Annotated in this window: 16 protein-coding genes; 11 read left to right on the top strand and 5 right to left on the bottom strand. The window is 69.9% G+C overall.

The window, feature by feature from the left end; all coding sequences use genetic code 11:
• Positions 1-158 precede the first annotated feature (158 nt).
• The 3 genes from R6V09_RS23845 to R6V09_RS23835 all read right to left on the bottom strand — a co-directional run bounded on the left by R6V09_RS23845 (position 159) and on the right by R6V09_RS23835 (position 4651).
• Positions 159-1952 carry a protein kinase domain-containing protein gene (locus R6V09_RS23845; protein WP_317883474.1) on the bottom strand — a complete coding sequence of 598 codons (1794 nt, stop codon included), beginning with the start codon at positions 1950-1952 and terminating at the stop codon, positions 159-161.
• A gap of 555 nt (positions 1953-2507) precedes the next feature.
• The gene (locus R6V09_RS23840; protein ID WP_317883473.1) at positions 2508-3614 is read right to left on the bottom strand and encodes a sugar ABC transporter substrate-binding protein; all 1107 of its coding nucleotides are present in this window, start codon (positions 3612-3614) and stop codon (positions 2508-2510) included.
• A gap of 488 nt (positions 3615-4102) precedes the next feature.
• A complete protein-coding gene (locus tag R6V09_RS23835; RefSeq protein WP_317883472.1) occupies positions 4103-4651 on the bottom strand; it encodes a hypothetical protein in 549 nt (182 codons plus the stop codon).
• A gap of 212 nt (positions 4652-4863) precedes the next feature.
• On the opposite strand from R6V09_RS23835, the gene R6V09_RS23830 reads away from it, so the two are divergent.
• Both R6V09_RS23830 and R6V09_RS23825 read left to right on the top strand, forming a co-directional pair.
• Complete coding sequence (locus tag R6V09_RS23830) at positions 4864-6228, top strand: tetratricopeptide repeat protein (protein ID WP_317883471.1); 1365 nt, start codon at positions 4864-4866, stop codon at positions 6226-6228.
• Positions 6229-6406: 178 nt separating this feature from the next.
• Positions 6407-7552: a tetratricopeptide repeat protein gene (locus R6V09_RS23825; RefSeq protein WP_317883470.1), complete on the top strand. Its 1146-nt coding sequence runs from the start codon at positions 6407-6409 to the stop codon at positions 7550-7552.
• Between the two features lie 7 nt (positions 7553-7559).
• On the opposite strand, the gene R6V09_RS23820 is transcribed toward R6V09_RS23825, so the two are convergent.
• Positions 7560-8909, bottom strand: a complete 1350-nt coding sequence (locus R6V09_RS23820) for a HEAT repeat domain-containing protein (RefSeq protein ID WP_317883469.1) — start codon at positions 8907-8909, stop codon at positions 7560-7562.
• A 454-nt stretch (positions 8910-9363) separates the two neighbouring features.
• Between R6V09_RS23820 and R6V09_RS23815 the strand changes: the two genes are divergently transcribed.
• Positions 9364-11118: an esterase gene (locus R6V09_RS23815; protein ID WP_317883468.1), complete on the top strand. Its 1755-nt coding sequence runs from the start codon at positions 9364-9366 to the stop codon at positions 11116-11118.
• Positions 11119-11269: 151 nt separating this feature from the next.
• Here the strand turns inward: R6V09_RS23815 and R6V09_RS23810 are convergent, their stop codons facing one another.
• Complete coding sequence (locus tag R6V09_RS23810; protein WP_317883467.1) at positions 11270-11662, bottom strand: TetR-like C-terminal domain-containing protein; 393 nt, start codon at positions 11660-11662, stop codon at positions 11270-11272.
• Here R6V09_RS23810 and R6V09_RS23805 point away from each other — a divergent pair.
• From R6V09_RS23805 to R6V09_RS23770, 8 genes are all read left to right on the top strand, one after another.
• Entirely contained in the window at positions 11657-11896 is a 240-nt protein-coding gene (locus R6V09_RS23805) for a hypothetical protein (RefSeq protein WP_317883466.1), read from the top strand. The genes R6V09_RS23810 and R6V09_RS23805 overlap by 6 nt on opposite strands.
• A gap of 7 nt (positions 11897-11903) precedes the next feature.
• Entirely contained in the window at positions 11904-12050 is a 147-nt protein-coding gene (locus R6V09_RS23800) for a hypothetical protein (protein WP_317883465.1), read from the top strand.
• 110 nt (positions 12051-12160) lie between these two features.
• Entirely contained in the window at positions 12161-12631 is a 471-nt protein-coding gene (locus tag R6V09_RS23795; RefSeq protein ID WP_317883464.1) for a VOC family protein, read from the top strand.
• 127 nt (positions 12632-12758) lie between these two features.
• Entirely contained in the window at positions 12759-13199 is a 441-nt protein-coding gene (locus tag R6V09_RS23790) for a VOC family protein (protein ID WP_317883463.1), read from the top strand.
• A gap of 49 nt (positions 13200-13248) precedes the next feature.
• The gene (locus R6V09_RS23785) at positions 13249-13950 is read left to right on the top strand and encodes an SMI1/KNR4 family protein (protein ID WP_317883462.1); all 702 of its coding nucleotides are present in this window, start codon (positions 13249-13251) and stop codon (positions 13948-13950) included.
• A gap of 122 nt (positions 13951-14072) precedes the next feature.
• Positions 14073-14948, top strand: coding sequence for a PhzF family phenazine biosynthesis protein (locus R6V09_RS23780; protein WP_317883461.1), 876 nt, complete (start codon positions 14073-14075; stop codon positions 14946-14948).
• A 182-nt stretch (positions 14949-15130) separates the two neighbouring features.
• The gene (locus tag R6V09_RS23775) at positions 15131-16831 is read left to right on the top strand and encodes a serine/threonine-protein kinase (RefSeq protein WP_317883460.1); all 1701 of its coding nucleotides are present in this window, start codon (positions 15131-15133) and stop codon (positions 16829-16831) included.
• 54 nt (positions 16832-16885) lie between these two features.
• Positions 16886-17239 (top strand): hypothetical protein, encoded by a 354-nt coding sequence (locus R6V09_RS23770; protein WP_317883459.1) that lies wholly within the window; start codon positions 16886-16888, stop codon positions 17237-17239.
• Positions 17240-17603: the final 364 nt, after the last annotated feature.

Below are 17603 nucleotides of genomic sequence, written 5' to 3'. Positions count from 1 at the left end.
CGACCGCCGACCGCCGACCGCCGACCGCCGACCGCCGACCGCCGGCAGGACGGCAACCGGCAGCAGCGCGGGCGGCCGGCGGAGTGTGGTCGGAGGAAGCAGCCTCATGTTCTGTTCGACGTGTCGCCGCCGCGGTGGTCGCGAGTGAGGCAGGTGCGTCACTCGGTGCTGCGCAGGGCGAGCCAGGTCTCGCGGCCTACGATGCCGTCGGCGTCGAGCAGCTTGTCGCTCTGGAAGCTACGCACCGCCGACTCGGTTCCGGCACCGAAGTCGCCGTCCACGCCTGCGCTCCCGACGCCGTATCCGCGCTTCGTCAGCATGCACTGCACCTGCAGCACACGTTTGCCGCTGTCTCCCAGGCGCGTGCGTCCGTTGCCGCGGTAGTACGTGCAGTCCGAGATCCAGGCCGGGGTCGCGGGCCCGGTGGTGGACGGACTGCTCGGGGACGCGGAGGGAGTCGCGTCGGCCGAGGCGCTGGGATCGGCATCGGGCGCGGAGGGAGTGCCGTGCGCCGCCGGTGCGGCGGAGCCGGAGTCCTCGGGGTGCGTGGCCGCGCCGTTCGGGTTCGCGGCTCCGTCGGCGTTCTTGCCGGAGGCAGCCCTCGGGTCCGAGGCCCCGGGCGTCGACGAGAAGGCGGTGTCGCCGGGCACGGTGCGGCCGGTCGTCGTAGCGGACCCCGGGGCGGAGGCGGCGGGCGGGGCGTCGTGGTGACTGAGCACGAAGACCCCCGCGGCCACCGCGCAGACGGCGATGCCCGCGGCGACGGCCCGTACCGACTTCTTCCGTGCCCAGGTGCGGACTTTGCTCTCCTGGGAGCGTGCCGCTGGTGTGCCGGAGGCAGCGTCGGCGGCCACCACCGGTGGTTCGATAACGGGCGGACCAGGTCGGCCGTCCTGCCCGGCCGGTGCCGGTGCCGGTGCCGGCGGCAGCGCCATCGGGCGTTCGTCCTGAGGCCGTAATCGGGCCTGCGATGCGACGGGGAGGCGGTACAGCACCTCGTACGCCCGCTGCCGGGCCAGCAGTTGGCCGGCCAGTGGTTCGGGCCACCCGGTCGTTCCGGGTCGCTCTCCGGCCGTGTCGATCAAGTCCTGCCCTGTGGGGCGCCGTTCGGGCTCCTTGGCCAGGCAGGCGGTCAGCAGCGAGCCGAGCGCCGCGTCCGCCGCCGAGATCTCGGCGATCAGCTCAGCGTCCGGCTCCTCGAACGCCACCCGGTGCATCACGTCGACCCCCGTACCGTCGCCGAACGGGGCACGCCCCGCCGCCGCGTACACCAGCGTCCCGGCGAGTGAGAACACGTCCGACGCCGTGTCGGATCTGCCGGTCCTCAAGTGTTCCGGCGACATGTAGGCCGGAGTTCCCACCCGTATGCCGGTGCCGGTGATCGTGCTGGCGTCCATGGCCTTCGAGATGCCGAAGTCGATCACATGCGCGCCCCCGACGGACAACAGCACGTTGGACGGTTTGAGATCCCGGTGCACGATCCCCGCGGCGGCGAGGTCGGCCAGCGCCTGCCCCAGCTCCGCCACCAGACGCCATACCGCGGCCGTCTCCAGGGCGCCGTGCTCACGTACGGCATGCGCCAGATCGAGCGCCGGCAGGTACTCGGTGGCCATCCACAGCAACTCGTCTTGGAAGCCCGTGCCGCAGAGTCTCGGTGTGTGCGACGTGCTGACACGTTCGTGCACCGACGCCTCACGCTCGAACCGGCGCCGGAAGCCGGGATCGTCCGCGTACTCCGGCCTGATCACCTTCACCGCGGCCAGACCGGGGCCGCCGTCCGCGGGACGTGCGAGGTAGACCCGCCCCATACCGCCGCTGCCGAGCAGGGCCAGCGGCACATGGGGACCGATGCGATCCGGGTCGCCGAGGCGCAGGGGCGAGGCACCGGTCTGCCGCAGCGCGGTGGCCTCGTTCGTCGCCAGGTCTGGTGGCCGCGGGCGCTGTTCTGACACGGATCCCCCGAAGTGATGTGCGCCGTACGTCAGTTCGGCCCCAAGGATTGACGAGGCTATCCGAGCTGTGGCGTCCGTTCAGGGTTTCCCTCACTTCCGTTCCACCGGAGGGCTGCTCGGGCTTGCGTCCCGGCAAGTGGTGTACGGGCTGATGGCGGGGATGCGGACGACCCAGCCGGCGAAGATGAAGCCGGAGTCACGCTCAGGTTCCTGGTGTTACCCGTTGTGTTCAGCAGCGGCTGCCGGGGGCCGGTCACAGGTCGGCCCGACGTGGTCCGTGCGGGCTTGGCCGAGGATGCCTTCTGCCGCGGCGGGTTCCGGTCGGGGCGCGAGTCCCTTCCGGTGAACGTCGTAGGACGTCGCCCGACAGGAGACACCGTGGAGTCTGATTCGGAAGTCCTCCGGCGTCGCAGTCCAGGCGCCGACTCCGCTGATGGGAGGGGCACTTGGACGCTTCGACGTCGGAGTCGCGGCGGAGAGACCGCCTGAGGGAACCGCGGAACTCGTCCGCCGTTCCCCTGTCGGCCGTCCCCTGCGGCGGTCGGTCGGTGGCTGCTACTTCAGACCGATCGTGGCGCAGGCCGCCGCGTACTTCGCGGTGCAGATTTCCTTGACGGTGTAGATGCCGTCCGCGATCACCGTGTCCTTGATGTTGTCCTTCGTGAGGGAGATCACCGGCACCAGCATCGTGGGGATCTTCTTCTCGGTGGGGCTGTCGGCCGTGTCGCGGGTGAGCGAGTCGAACTGGATGTCGCGGCCCTGGACCTTGTACACCGCCATCTCCGCGGCGCGGGTGGCCTCTTCAGGGAACGGCTTGTACGCCGTCATGTACTGCTCGCCCGAGATGATCCGCTGCACCGCGTCCAGGTTCGCGTCCTGGCCGGTCACCGGCGGGATCTTGGTGGCGCCCGCGTCCTTCAGCGCCTTGATGACGGCGCCCGCCAGGCCGTCGTTGGCCGCGTAGACGGCGGCGATGTTGTCGAGGCCGACGGCCTTGATCGCCTTCTTCATGTTCGCCTCGGCAACTGCCGGGGACCATTTGGCGGTGTCGTATTCCTTGGCTATCCGGACGTTGTTCTGCAGTTCGCCGAGGGCCCCCTCCTTGAACTTCGCGTAGTTCGTGTCCGCGGGGTCGCCGTTGATCATGACGATCTTGCGGGATGCCGCCTTGCTGCCGAGCGCCGTGATGATGGCGCGGGCCTGGATCTCGCCGACGAGTTCGTTGTCGTGCGAGACGTACGCGTCGATCGGGCCCTCTGCGAGCCGGTCGTAGGCGATGACGGGGATGCCGGCGTCCTTCGCCTTCTGTACGTCCGGCGCGATGGCCTTGGCGTCCAGCGCGTCCACCAGGATGACGTCGACCTTCTGGTCCACCATCTGCTGGAACTGCCGGCTCTGCTTGTCCTGGCTCGCCTCGGCGTTGGCGTAGACGACCTTGCCCTTGCCGTGTGTGAGGGCGGCGACCTCCTTCGTGATGACGGGGTGGTCGAAGGCCTCGAAGCGCGCGGTGTCCTTGTCGGGCAGGAGCAGTCCCACCGTGATGTCGTCGCCCTTCTTGGGGGATGCGGAGCTGTCGCTTCCGCCGACTCCGTCGATGACACCGCACGCGGTGAGTGCCAGCGCGGACACGGAGGCGGTCAGGGCTGTCGCGAGATGACGCACGGGGATTCCACAAAGGGCGGGAGCGCTCACGTGTGGCGCCTTTCGAGTGCGGGGGAGCGGGTGGGGGGCTTTCGGCGGTCGTTGACGTCAGGTGGGGAGTACTGCCGGGCAGGGGGATGTGGCCCATGCGCCTGCGGGGGCAGGAAGGCTCCGATACGGCCTCCGCGACCGGGAGGGGCTCCTTCGCCTGTGTGATTCCTGTCTCCGCCCGTCACCGTCGCACTTCCTTGATGTGGACGGGGTGGTGATCGCGGAGAGAGATTGTGGCGGCTTCGGCGGCCCGGTTTGATTCGGCCGCGTCCGTGAGGGTGGGGGCGGAAGGACGATCGCCGTGGACGACCTCGGTGAAGGCGGTGAGTTGGGCGCGGAAGGCGTGCGCGAAGCGGTTCGTGGAGAAGGCGTGGGGGACACCCGGGGGGAAGGTCGTGTCGGGCTCGACGCGTGGTGGGGCAGCTTGCCCTTGAGCCCGTCGGCGTCGCTGTCGGCCGCTACGGATCCGGACTCAACTCGCTCCGTGCGCGAGCGAGGAAGTCGGCGTGGGCGCACTGGTACGCCTGGCTGGGATCGGGTAGCGCCGACGCAATGGCCTCGGCCTCCGCGATGACCTCGTCGGGGCCTTCCAGCCGCAGGACGTTCAGCGCTTCGTCGACGGCGAGCAGAGCGGCGTCGCGGACATCGCGCAAGGCGGTCGAGGTGGGGGTCGCCGCCCACGCCAGGACAGCTCGACGGGCTTGGTCGGTCCGGCCGAGGAAACCCACGTACGCGGTTCGGCGAACCCCGCGCTGCGCGGCGGCGGCTTGTGCGCGCAACGTCTCGCGCATCACCTCCAGTTGGGCCTCGGCCTGTTTCAGTACCGAGTTCCAGGCCACGTCGGCCTGCCGTAGAGCGGCGTTCCAAGCCGCGTCCGCCTGCCGCTGGGCTCCCTCCCTCGCGGCGTCGGCCTGTCGGCGGGCCGCCAGGACACCGAAATACCCGGTGACCGCGCTGCCGCTCAGGGCAGCGGCGGCTGCCACAAGTGCCGTCGTCCAGTCGCTCACGGCTCGAATGTCCCCGTTGCGGGCTCGCTCGACACGCATGGCGTCAACCGGCATATCCGCCATGCCATTTGGGGATGAGTTCGGGGCGCCTTTTCCATGAGGGAGTCGGTTTGGCATCACCACCGGATCCACCGGATGACGTCGGTCCCGAGAATTCACCCGAGTTACCGCAGTTGCCGGACCCGCGACGCGAGGAGCGGGAAAGAGGGCGGGTGGGGCGAGCGGTACGTGAGTACACGGATCCGTTCGCCCTGGAGGTGCACCAGGCCATCGACATCCCGCCGACCGGCCTTCAGCCCTCGCTGCCCGTGCTGACGGTGTACGTGTCACGTGACCACGACCGGACACTGCGTCGCATCGTGGACGAGGTGATCGCCGGCACGAGTCGCATGGCGATCCTTGTCGGTGGATCGTCCACGGGGAAGACACGGGCGTGCTGGGAGGCAGTCCAACTGCTGCCGGACAACTGGCGGTTGTGGCACCCCATCGATCCGGGACGCCCCGAGGCGGCTCTCGCGGACCTGGGGCGTGTCGGGGCGCACACGGTGGTGTGGCTCAATGAGGCCCAGCACTACCTGCTGACCTCACCGAGCGACCCCGGCGAGCGGATCACCGCGGGCCTGCGCGAACTACTGCGAGAACCGCGGCGCGCGCCGGTACTCGTACTGGCGACGATCTGGCCGGAGTACTGGGCCAGGATCGCCGTCACTCCGCCGCCGGGCGAACCCGATCCGCACGCACAGGCCCGTGCGCTGTGCGAGGGCCACGAGGTACCGGTTCCCCCGTCGTTCACAAGCAGGGAACTGGCCGTCACACGGGGTGCCGCGGCGAGTGACCCTCGGCTGGCGTCCGCTGTCCAGTACGCGGAGCACGGACAGATCACCCAGTACCTGGCCGGCGGTCCGGCTCTGCTGCGGCGTTACCGGGCTGCTCCCGACGCCGCGAGGGCGTTGATCGAAGCGGCCATGGACGCCCGTCGGGTCGGGCACGGCCGTGTCCTGCCGCACTCCCTGCTGGCCGCGGCCGTCGAGGGCTATCTCAACGAACCGCAGTGGGACCTGCTTCCTGCGGACTGGTTCGAGCAGGGTTTGGCCTACTGCACCTCCCCGTGCGGTGGCACGCCCGGCCCGCTCGTCCGGGTGCGCCCGCGTTCCACCGAGCCCCCCGCCGCGGAGCCCGCGTACCGACTCGCGGATTATCTGGAGCAGTACGGGCGCAGGACACGCAGGGTCACGCGAGCACCGACGGCACTGTGGAACGCCCTCATCGAGCACGCCCGGCCCGTCGACGTCACCAGGATTGCCCAGGCGGCCCAGACCCGCGGCTTCCTCAAGGTCGCCATGCGCCTCTACGCCAACGCCGTGCCCGCGGGCGACAGTACCGCCCTGTGCTTGGGGGCCCGGTTGCTGCGGAAGGCCGAACGCTACGAGGAGGCGATCACCTGGTATCAGCGCGCCGCAGAGGCCGGCGCGCCCTCCGCCCTTCGCCGGGCCGCGGGACTCATGGAAGCGATCGGCCGAGGAGAGGAAGCGATCCGCTGGCTGCGGACCCGGGCGGACCCGGGCGGAGGCGGGTGATCCTTCGGCGCTCCCACAAGTGGCCGAAGCGTTGGAAAGAGCGGGCCGGGAGGATGAAGCGGTCACCTATTACAAAGCGGCCGCCGAGAACGACGACAACCATGCTCTTTGGCGTGCCGTCGACCTTCTGGAGAGGGCGGGGCGAACTGAAGAAGCCACTGCCTGGTTGCGTGTTCGCGTGCGATCCGGAGACTCCGCCGCTGTCATCCGCCTGGACGAGGTACTGGAGAAGGCCGGGCGCGACGCCGAGGCCATCGCCTGCCTGCGAGCCCGGGCGGAGACGGGTGACGTGGATGCCCTGTGGCGAGCGGCCAACATGCTGGAGAACGCGGGCCGGAACGACGAGGCGATCACCTGGTTGCACAGCCGCGCCCGGGCTGGTCAACCCGCTGCTCTACGGCTCGTGGAAAGACTGGTGGGCAGGTCGGCGAAGCCGGCGCGAGCCGAGCCGGGCAAGGAACTCCACCGATCCCGTCCTCACCCCGACAACCAGAACGCGGTACGAGCAACCGCTGAAGCCATGGAGTCCGAGGGGCGGATCGAGGAAGCGGTTTCCCGCTACCAACACCTTGCCGAAGCAGACGGCAGCCCAGCCCTGCGGCGGACGATCGCCAACCTCCTGAAGCGGGACGGGCAGCCGGACCAGGCCATTGTCTGGTATCGGCATGCGGTGGAGAGCGGAGACGCCTACGCCATCTCCGAGGTGGCCGACCTCATGGCGGAGACGGGCCGCCGTGACGAGGCCCTCACCTGGCTGCGAGGGTTCGCTGTGACAGACGCCCCCCTGGCTCTCCGGCAGGCCGCCCAGGCGCTGGAGAAACTGGGGCGGCCGGACGAGGCGGCGTCCTTGCTGTTGGCCCGGGCCGGAGCGAGGGACGGTTCCGTACTCCTGCACGCCGCGGAGATCCTGGAGCGAGCAGGGCGGGCGCATGAGGCCATCACCACCTATCAGCGCGCCGCCGAGGCGGGGAACATCTACGCCCTACGGCACTCCGCCGCCCTTCTCCAGAACGTGGGCCGCTCCGATGAGGCGCTGACCTGGCTGTGGGAGCGCGTCGAGGCGGGAGACATCCGAGCCGTGAGGCCCGGAGTCTCCATTCTCCTGAGCGTCGGACGGGTTGACGAGGCGATCGTCTGGTACCAGCTTTCCGCTGAGGTCGGAGACACGCGTGCCTTGTGGAGAGTCGGCAACCTCCTGGAACAGACCGCCCGCAAGGAGGAGAGAACACGGCTGTGGCGGTTTGGCTGGAGCCCCGACGGAACCGTCGCAGAGCCCTGGGAGGCCCCGGTTCTCCGAGCGGCCGGCGGCGGGCGCTCACGGTGATCCGTCGTCACTCGGCAACCGAGTCCTCCTTCCGCCACCTCCACCGCCAGAGCGCGTCGGCCCGATGGTCGTCTACGAAGCCGTCACCGAGTGGCCCCACCCGCTCGATCGCCTCCGCGGTACGCGGGTCGTCCCGCACGGCGAGACCGTAGGCGGCCTCCAGACGAACGAGGTGGTTGTCCTCGCCGAGCAATACGGCCAGGGCGTCGGCGACGGCGGGCGTACGGTCCGGGGAACCGGCCAGTGCCACCGCGGCCTCACCCCGCACATCGGCATCCGGTGACTCGGCCAGCGACAGCAGCGCCCGGGTGATCTCCGGGAGAAGGTCGCCGTCCCGCATGCTCGCCTCGCATGCCTTGAGCCGCACTCCGGCGTCCGGGTCGCGCAGCAGGGTGCGCAGGGCGGCCCTGGCCGCGGGTGTGCGGGGAAGGTATTCCGTGCAGAGGGCATAGGGTACTTCGCGGCGTACGCGCGGGTCGGGATGGTCGGCGTGGCGAAGGCCGATGGCCTCCTGGCCCGGATGGTCGCGGTTGGTGAAGGCGTCGAGCACCTTTGCGAGCATCTCGCCGTCCGTTTCCTCCGCCGCCCACGCGGCCAGGAGTTCGCCCTCCTTCTTCTCGTAGTAGGGACTGGTGTCGAGAAGCCCCCGCGTCCACAGGTAATCCACTACGAACCGGCGATGCGCCCGGTCCGGGTCGTGACGCTGGGCCACCACCGCGGACCAGGTCTCGAAGCTGCGGCGCTGGCTGAGGATCCAGCAGACCGTGGACCAGTCCACATGCTCCTCGTCCGGCTGCCGCATAGCGCGGGCGATCAGTTCGTCGACGGGGGTCAGAACACGGAAGGCCCACTCCAACGCGGTCAGAACGGCGCCGTGCCCAGCCCGCACGACGAGGCCGCCGAGCGTGACCTGATCGACCCACTCGTACTCGCCGTCCTGAACTCGGACCGTCGCGGCCGGACCCGATGCGCCCGTCCTGCGCCGCAGTTCCTCTACCGCGCCCGTCTCGTACCAGTCCCGGGCCAGGGCGAGCAGCCCTTCACGGGCGGCTTCCGAAAGGCGCAGCCGGGGCTCCTTGCCCAGCACCGCCGAGAAAACCGCCGGAGAGCCACCGTCGACGGCGCGCCACAGTGGCGTGGTCCCGTCCGGCAACACCCGGTCAGGATCCGCACCGCCCTCCACCAACGCCTCGGCCACCGGAGCGTCGTAAACCGCCACGGCCCCGCACAGCACCGGCAGCCCGTCCGCGTCCACCGCGTCCGGATCCGCGCCCTTATCCACCAGATCCCGCACCGCCTGAGCGTCCCCCGCCCGGACCGCCGACCTCAGCCGACTGTCGAATCCCGTCTCGTCCACGTCTCTGTCCCCCGTCTCGCATCTCATCGCCGGCCCGCCGAGGAGAGCACACAAGTTGCACTGCCAGTCACGTGAGGCGCGTTTCCCCGAAGGCCGACACCACTAAATAGCACCCCACCGGTCACATTCTCAAAAGGCAGTCCAGGTGGCCAGGGAGAACCGCGAGCTGACGAGTTCGGCCGGGAACGGCGCCACGCCCTTGGGGGCGTGCTCGCCTGAGCCGCGCCCCGCTTTGTGGAGGCTCTGGATGATGCGCCCCCATGTGGCGCACCGGACAGACATCCCGCCAGGCGACTTCTAACAAAATTATCATCGAAATTGTTAACAATCCTGGCTCTGGACCGACAGTCTGGGACGCGACCGAGCCGCACAGCCCGACCTGCCCGCGATGCCGCCAAGACGGTGGGCACGTACGGCTGTGACCACGCATTCCGCTGTACAAGGAGGTCTACGGGTGGACGTCAACCGCAGAACTGTGATCCGGAGCGCCACGGGCGTCGCAGCCATGGCCGCGTTCGGAGTCGCCGAGGGCACGGCAGGCACGGCTTTCGCCGACACCTCGTCATCGGGCAGTTCGCTGAGCACGTCCTCGGCGTACTCGCTGGAGTTCGATTCCACCGCCTGGTCGTACGACGCGACCAACGACGTTTACTACCAGATCGGGAAGGTGTACGTCGCCAACCCGGCCTCGACGGACTACGAGAACCTGTCGATCTACGTGCCGGGCGCCTACCTGACGGCCACCGCGAACAGCGACGGGACCACGTACACCGCGACGGCCAACCCGAAGGGCACCGTCGGCACGTACTCGGGACGCACGGCGCCGATCGTGATCCCGGTCAACACCCCCGGCTACGCCCAGCAGGCACCGGCCACGTCCTACAGCTACACCAGCGTGTCGGAGTACCTGGAGGCCGGGCTCGTCTACGTCTGGCCGGGCCTGCGCGGCCGGGACAGCTCGACCAGCACCCGCTCCGACGCCGCCCCCTGGGGCGTGACCGACCTCAAGGCCGCGGTCCGGTTCCTCCGGTACAACCGGAGCGTCCTGCCCGGCAGCACGGACGACATCGTCCTGTTCGGCATGAGCGGCGGCGGCGCCCAGGACACCGTGGCGGGCACGTCCGGTGACAGCCCCCTGTACGAGCCGTACCTGCGCACGATCGGTGCGGCGATGGAGGACGCCAAGGGCCGGCCGCTGAGCGACGCGGTCGCCGGCGTCATGGCCTGGTGCCCGATCACCAACCTCGCCGAGGCCAACCTGTCCTACGAGTGGAACATGGGCCAGTTCGCCTCGACCGGCACGCGCGCGTCCGGCACGTGGAGCAGCGCCTACTCGGCGGACCTCGCGAAGGCCTGGCCCAAGTACCTCAACCGCCTGGGGTTGCGCGACGAGCACGGCAGGCGCCTTGAGCTGACCGAGTCCAGCAGCGGCACCTACCTGGCCGGCAGCTACTACGACCACCTGATCGAGGTGATCACCACCTCGCTGAACCACTTCCTGTCGGACAACACCTTCCCGTACACCATCACGACCCAGGGCGGCCCGCCCGGATCGGGCCAGACGGGGACCTCGACCACGTACGAGACGGTCGCCGACTACATCGCCTACCTCAACACCAGCAGCACCTGGGTCACCTACGACGCCACGACCAACACCGCCACGGTGTCCGGCCTCGAAGGCTTCGTCAACAGCCAGAAGACCGGGAACAAGCCGGTCGGCGCGTTCGACGGGTACTCCCGCGGGCAGGGCGAGAACAGCGTCTTCGCGATGGGGCTGGGCGTCCCGTCGCACTTCGCGCCGCTCACCCGTGACGTCATCAAGGCGAACGAGACGACGTACGCCACGTACTCCGACTGGAACACCGACTACGGCGTCTCGGCGTACGACAGCGACTTCGCGAAGAAGGACAGCGTAGGCAAGGACATGGCCTGGCGGGGCGACGCGTACAACCCGCTGTACTTCCTCTCGCCGGCCTTCGCCGGTTACCGCCAGTCGCAGGTGGCACGCCACTGGCGCATCCGCACCGGCATCATGCAGGGCGACACGGCCAACTCGACCGAGATCAACCTCCAGTTGGCCCTGCGGAACTACGGCATCCGCGACGTCGACTTTGCCACGGTGTGGGCCTTGGGACACACCATGGCCGAGCGCACCGGTGGCGCGACGGCGAACTTCATCAGCTGGGTGGAGTCCGTCGTCAAGAAGTGATCGTCCCTTCGCACAGCCCGGGTGCCTGACCGACGAGCGTCGATCGGGCACCCGGATCCCGGCAGCACGACCCGGCCGCATGCTGTCGGCGGCGGTGCTGTCAGGCCGTGTGCCGCACTCCGGCCAGGACCACGTCCGTGATCCTTTCCGCCTAGGCGCGGGTGAAGGGGTGCAGGCCGCGGCTGACGTACAGGTGCACCGGACCGGTCAGCATTTCCGCGAGGAAGTAGCCGTCGACCGGGGGCAGTTCACCGCGCGCCACGGCATGGTCCACGACCTGCTGAAGGCCGGCCAGACGCCGCTCGAAGATCTGATTGACCAGCTGGGCGACCTCGGGGTTCTCCCGCGCGGACTGGACGGCGCGCTGCACGGCACGGCCGGTCGTCGTGGACAACAGCCCGGCCGGCGCCGACAGATAGTCGACCAGATCGTGGCGCAGGTCTCCGGTGTCTTCCAGCTCCGCCGAGCCCGCGTACCGGAGCAGTGCCGCGTTCACGAGATCCTCGCGGTCGGGCCAGTTGCGGTAGACGCTCGTCCTGTGCACTTCAACCTGCCCGCCGAAGCCCGAGCCGACCGGACCAGCCACCTGTACGACTACCCCGGCCACCTGGCGAGCATCGCCCGCTGCAGGAACAGGGCGTTCGCGGTGTTCCTCTTCCGCTCCGGGCCCCTCGACCACGACCACCGCGACCTCGATGCCCAGAAGAGGATCCTCCTGGACGCCTTCGCGGGACACGCCGAGTGGAAGATCCCGCAGCTGCTCGACGCGGTCCGGTGATCACACGGTGGCGTTCGAGCGCTACGAGCAACGCCAGCGCCCCTACGTCGAGTTCGCCCGGAACAGCGTCACGGACGGCGGCGAACCCACCGTGCCCTCCACCCGGGAAGCGATCGACACCCACGACGCGAGGCTCCAGGCCGTCACCACCTGAGGGGGACGGCTGACGTGTGTCGGATGTGGGCCGTGATTCACCGATGAGTTCCGCCGGCCGGGCCGGTCTACAAGGACGTACACCATCGAGCCACTGACCGGAGACCCGCCATGACCACTCCCGCACACCCCGGCCGCATGCTGTTCCTGAACATCCCCGTGGCGGACCTTGAGCGCAGCAAGGCGTTCTTCGCCAAGCTCGGGTTCAGCTTCAACCCGAAGTTCACCGACGAGACCGCCGCCTGCATGCTGGTCGGCGAGCAGGCCTTCGTCATGCTGCTCAGCCGCGAGAAGTTCGCGGAGTTCGCGAAACTGCCGATGGCCGATCCCACCACGCACACGCTGGCGCTCTACTGCTTCAGCGTGTCATCCCGCGACGAGGTCGACACCGTCAGCGCCGACGCACTCGCGGCGGGCGGTACCGAGGTGGACGGCGCCGAGGACTACGGCTTCATGTACTCACGCAGCTTCTACGACCTCGACGGCCACGGCTGGCAGGTCATGTGGATGGACCCGGCGGCGGCGGAGCAGGGCCCCGAGGCGTTCGAGGCCTCCGCGCGGGACGCCCACGGCCCGGCCTGACCCCCACCGCGTAAACGGGGGCAGTCGCTGGGGTCGGCGGTCTGCGGATGTCGAGAACGTGCCATCGGCTCCGTCCCAGGGACATCAGCGGCGGCCACCGGCCGCACCAGGAGAAGGAGAAGCCCGCATGGCGATTCAGCGGATGGACAACGTCGGCATCGTCGTCGAGGACATGGATGCCGCCATCGCGTTCTTCGTGGAACTCGGTATGGAGCTGGAGGGCAGGGGGCAGGTCGAGGGCCTCGTCGCCGACCAGTGCACCGGACTCGACGGCGTCCGTTGTGACATCGCGATGGTCCGGACCCCGGACGGTCACAGCCGGCTCGAACTGGCGAAGTACCGCAGTCCCGCGGTGATCAGTGCCGGGCCGCGCAACCGGCCGCACAACATTCTGGGCACGCACCGCGTCATGTTCGCCGTCGACGACATCGAGGACACCGTTGCCCGCCTGCGCCCCCACGGCGGCGAACTCGTCGGTGAGATCGCCCGGTTCGAGGACAGCTATCTGCTCTGCTACCTCCGCGGCCCGGACGGCATCATCGTGGGACTGGCCGAGCAACTGGGCTGAGAGGAAGGCCGCCTGAACGGTCCTCGGCCGACGGGCTACGTTGCCAGGCATGCAGACTGTGAACTGGAGCGGTGTCCGGGAGCGGACAATCGCGCTCTACGCACGGCAGAGCCGGCAGGCCGGTGTCGTTCTTCCGCCGGTTCTGAGTGAGGCTCAGGTGCGTCGGGCCGAGGAACAGTTCGGCGTGGTGTTCCCCGACGACTATCGCCAGTACCTGCTGCGCGTCAGTGCCGGCGGGCGGGTTCGCACGCTTCGGGTCGACGGGCGTGGCCGGCGCTGGGACGGCGACCAGCCTGCGGACCGCGCCAACCTGCATGTTCCGTTCCCGGACCACGACACCGCTCTCGCGGCGAGCGAAGATCATTGGCTGACCGAACCACAGGAGGAGCACTACGTCTCTGCCGCGGCCTACCAAGCCGATCACGACGCGTGGCGGGAGACGGCCGACGCCGCCGAGGACGCGCGGACCTTCGGGACAATCCCTCTCTGCGACGACGGCTGCGGCTTCTACACCCGCCTCGTGGTCAGCGGACCCATGCGTGGCGCCATGTGGTTCGACGGACGTGCGACCTGTGATCGCCTCAACCCGCTCTTGAACGACGACGGACAGCCCGCCACCTTCGGCGAGTGGTACCTGGACTGGCTCACCCGCGAGGAGGCGCTGACAACCCCGGAACTGCGCCGCGCGGCGAGCGCCCGGTGGCACGCGGGGACGGACGTGCCCATCTGGATGCGCTGGTTCACCTCGTGAGCCGTCGGCGCGAAGCCCTTCCCCGTGGTCGCCCGTGCAGGCGCGGGACTGTTGCGAGCTCCCGTTCTCGGCCTCGTCCGTGTCCGGGAATGGTCGGGAGCCTGCCCCGCGTTCCCACCGGCATGACGACGAACGCGCCCCGGCCCGAGGTGTTGCGCTACACCGCCTTCTCCAGCGACCCTTCCGGCGGAAACCCCGCCGGCGTCGTTCTGGACGCCACCGCCCTGGCCGACAGCGACATGCTGGCCATCGCCGCCGAACTCGGATACTCGGAGTCCGCGTTCCTGTCCGCGCCCCCGGAGGGCCTCGGCGGTCCGGAGGGGCGGGCGTACCGCATCCGGTACTTCAGCCCCAAGGCCGAGGTGCCGTTCTGCGGGCACGCCACCGTCGCGACCGCCGTCGCGCTGGCCGAGCGGACAGGAACGGGAGAGTTTGTGTTCGCGACGCACGCGGGCACCGTGCCGGTGGAGGTCACCGAGGAGAACGGGACCCTCCGGGCCACGCTCACCAGCGTCGAACCGCACATCGAGGAGATCGCCGACGCCGACCGCGACGAGGCGCTCGCCGCGCTCGACTGGCCGCAAGCCGATCTCGACCCCGCCTTCCCGCCCCGTATCGCCTTCGCCGGTGCCCGCCATCTCGTGCTCGCGGCGGCGACGCGCGCCCGACTCGCTGATCTCGCCTACGACTTCGCCCGCCTCGAAGCCCTGATGCACCGTCTGGACCTGACCACGGTCCAGTTGGTGTGGCGGGAGTCGGCGACCGTCTTCCATGTCCGTGACCCCTTCCCCGTCGGTGGCGTCGTCGAGGACCCGGCGACGGGCGCGGCGGCTGCCGCGTTCGGCGCCTACGCGCGTGAACTCGGCCTGGTCCCCGAGGACACCGTCCTCACTCTGCGTCAGGGCGAGGACCTGGGCCGCCCCGGCGAACTCACGGTGACGCTGCGCGCGGGCGACCCGCGCGTCCGCGTCGGCGGCGCGGGAGCACGCATCGGCTGAAGCGCGGGCCGTCATGACGGTGCAGGTGTCCGTACCTCTGCCCGACGCCATGCGCCGCCCACCCCCGTGTCGCCGTTGGGGATCGCCCCCGGATTCCTGGGCTGTCCCCGGTGTTCGGTGACCAGCGAGCCGATACGCTGAACGACAGCCATGTGCCGGGGGCAGGGCTGGGGGGCGGGGGCATGGATCCGCGTATGCAGTTGTCGGTGGGCGGGTACGTCTGCGAGCGCGAGTTGGGCCGCGGCGGACAAGGTGTGGTGTGGCTCGCCCGGGACCGGGCCGGGCAGCAGGTCGTGGTGAAGTTCCTGCTGCCGGGCAAGGAGTACGACGAGGTCGCGCTAGCCCGGGTGCGCCGGGAGTTCGGCGCGGCGAGCTGGGTCGGTGAGCTGGCCACGGCCCGGGTCCTCGACGCGGACCTCTCCGGCCGACACCCTTACATCGTCAGCGAGTTCGTCCCGGGCCCCACGATCCACCAGCATGTGGCCGCGGGCGGCCCGCTGTCCTCGGGGCGGCTGCAGTCCCTGGCGCTGGCCGTCGCGCACGCGCTGGCACAGGTGCACCGGGCGGGTGTCGTGCACCGGGACATCAAACCGTCCAACATCCTGCTCTCCCCGGACGGGCCGCGCATCATCGACTTCGGCATCGCGCGCGACGACCGGTTGCTGGAGTCGGCGCTCACCACACCGGGCAGTGTGCTCGGCTCGCCCGCGTACATGTCACCCGAGCAGGTCAAATCGCTCCGGGTCACCAGCGCCACCGACGTGTTCTCCCTCGGCGGCACGCTCTACTTCGCCGCCACGGGCAGACATCCCTTCGACGGGGAGAGCGACTACGAGGTGCTGGTCGCCGTGTGCACCCGCGACGCGGATCTCACCGCGGTGCCGGAACCGGTCCGTTCGGCCATCGCCGACTGCCTCCGCAAAGACCCGGCGGAACGCCCCACCGCCGCCCAACTCGTCACCCGGCTCGCGGCAGCGGCGGAACCGGCGGCAGCGACGGACGGTGCGCGGGCGGAGCCGGGAGACGCGCGCACGGAGACGGGTACGCCATCACCCGGAGTTGGCGGCGGAGGCGAAAGCAGCGCCCCCGCCCCCGCCTCCAGCCCTGGCAGAAGCGTCAAACAATTACGGCTGTGGGGGTTCGCGGCCGGCAGTACCGCGGCGGCGGTGCTGCTCGCCGTCGCGCTCACCACCACCTCAGGGGGATCGGCGACGGAGAGCGGCCCGCAGACGCACGGCTCGGCCTCCGTCACGTCGTCCGTGAGCTCCACGAGTCCCCAACCGCTCACGTACACCGATGATTTGACCGACTCGGGCGACTGGTCGTACAAGGACCCGACCCTGGCGACGATCACGCACAAGGGCGGGACCATGCTGGTGGATCCCAAGTCCGAACTGGAGGTGTGGCCGCAGGCCCCCTTCGAGCCGTCGTCGTTCGCGGTACGGCTGAGCACCCAGACGGAGTGGTACGGCGGTGAGGGCGGGGTCGGGCTGTGGTGCGACGGCTCGGGGGACTTTCGCAAGGGCTCCCGCTGGGCCACCTATCTGACGACGGATCAGGAGGCCCTGATCGTGCGCGAGTTCAGGTTCAAGGGAGCGTTCCAGCACGACCGGGTCGTCGAGGTCAGCCTCGCGGATATGGGCCTGGAGGTGGAGAGCCGGCAGCAGGTCGACATGTCGATGACCTGTTCCCCGGCCGGCGCGGGCCGGATCAAGGTGGAACTCGCCGTCAACGGCACCCGGGTGGCCTCGTACACCGGCGTCGCCTTCGACGCGCGGGGCTGCGGGGTGGCCGCCTTCCACTACAGCGCGACCGACCCACGCGGCACGGCCTTCCACGCGGGCTTCGAGCGCTTCATCGCGTCCGAGTTGTCGGCGAGTTGACGGTTCGAACCCCTCGCCCGGCTGGCGGCTCAGGTCCGGCCGTGCGTCTATCTGGTGCAGCGCAAGGAAGTGCCCAAGTCCCAGCGGGAGACGGCGCGTTCGGCCGCGCGGGCGGATGGGCTTCCCGCGCTGCCGGACGGGGTGGACTGGCCCGATGGGAGCGAGCCGCTGGTGCTGAGCGTCGACCGCGCGGCCCCGCCCCACGACGTCCTGGACATCGAACTGCCCGCCGTGACCTACGAGTTGGGCATGTCCGTCCCGGACCGATGCGGGTCATGGACGGCTTGGCCGGTATCACCGCGCAGGTCATGGGCCCCGCTGGGCGAGACGCTGCTGCAGACGCCTTCCGCGGTGGCGCTGCTCGGAGAGCGGACCCGGTACACCGGCAACTCCCGCAGCGCGACCTAGCGTTGGTTCACCGACCCGGCCGAGCGTGAGTGGTACCACCCGGAGGACCGCGACGACAGCAGCTGGACCAATGTCGCGCTACTGCGCTCGGCCGGCACCCGGGACGGGCCCGGTTCCCCGGCGCCGACCCTGGACACGGACACGGACCCGTCCCGATGTGATCCGTGGTTCTTGCCGAGCTCTTCCCTTCCATTGGTGAACCTCGACGGCTCCTTTCACCTCTACGACATGTAGTAGGGGTTGCCCCGGCGTGAACTGCCGACCGACGAGGGCGGAACGAGGAGGAGAGGGACGCCATGGATGACGGTCCCCGCGCCGGCGGCGGTCTGCGACTGCGGCGCCGTGACGCGCCCGCCACCGCCGG

Source organism: Streptomyces sp. W16 (genome assembly GCF_033194735.1).
Lineage (GTDB): Bacteria > Actinomycetota > Actinomycetes > Streptomycetales > Streptomycetaceae > Streptomyces.
This window is presented reverse-complemented; position numbering and strand designations above follow the sequence as displayed.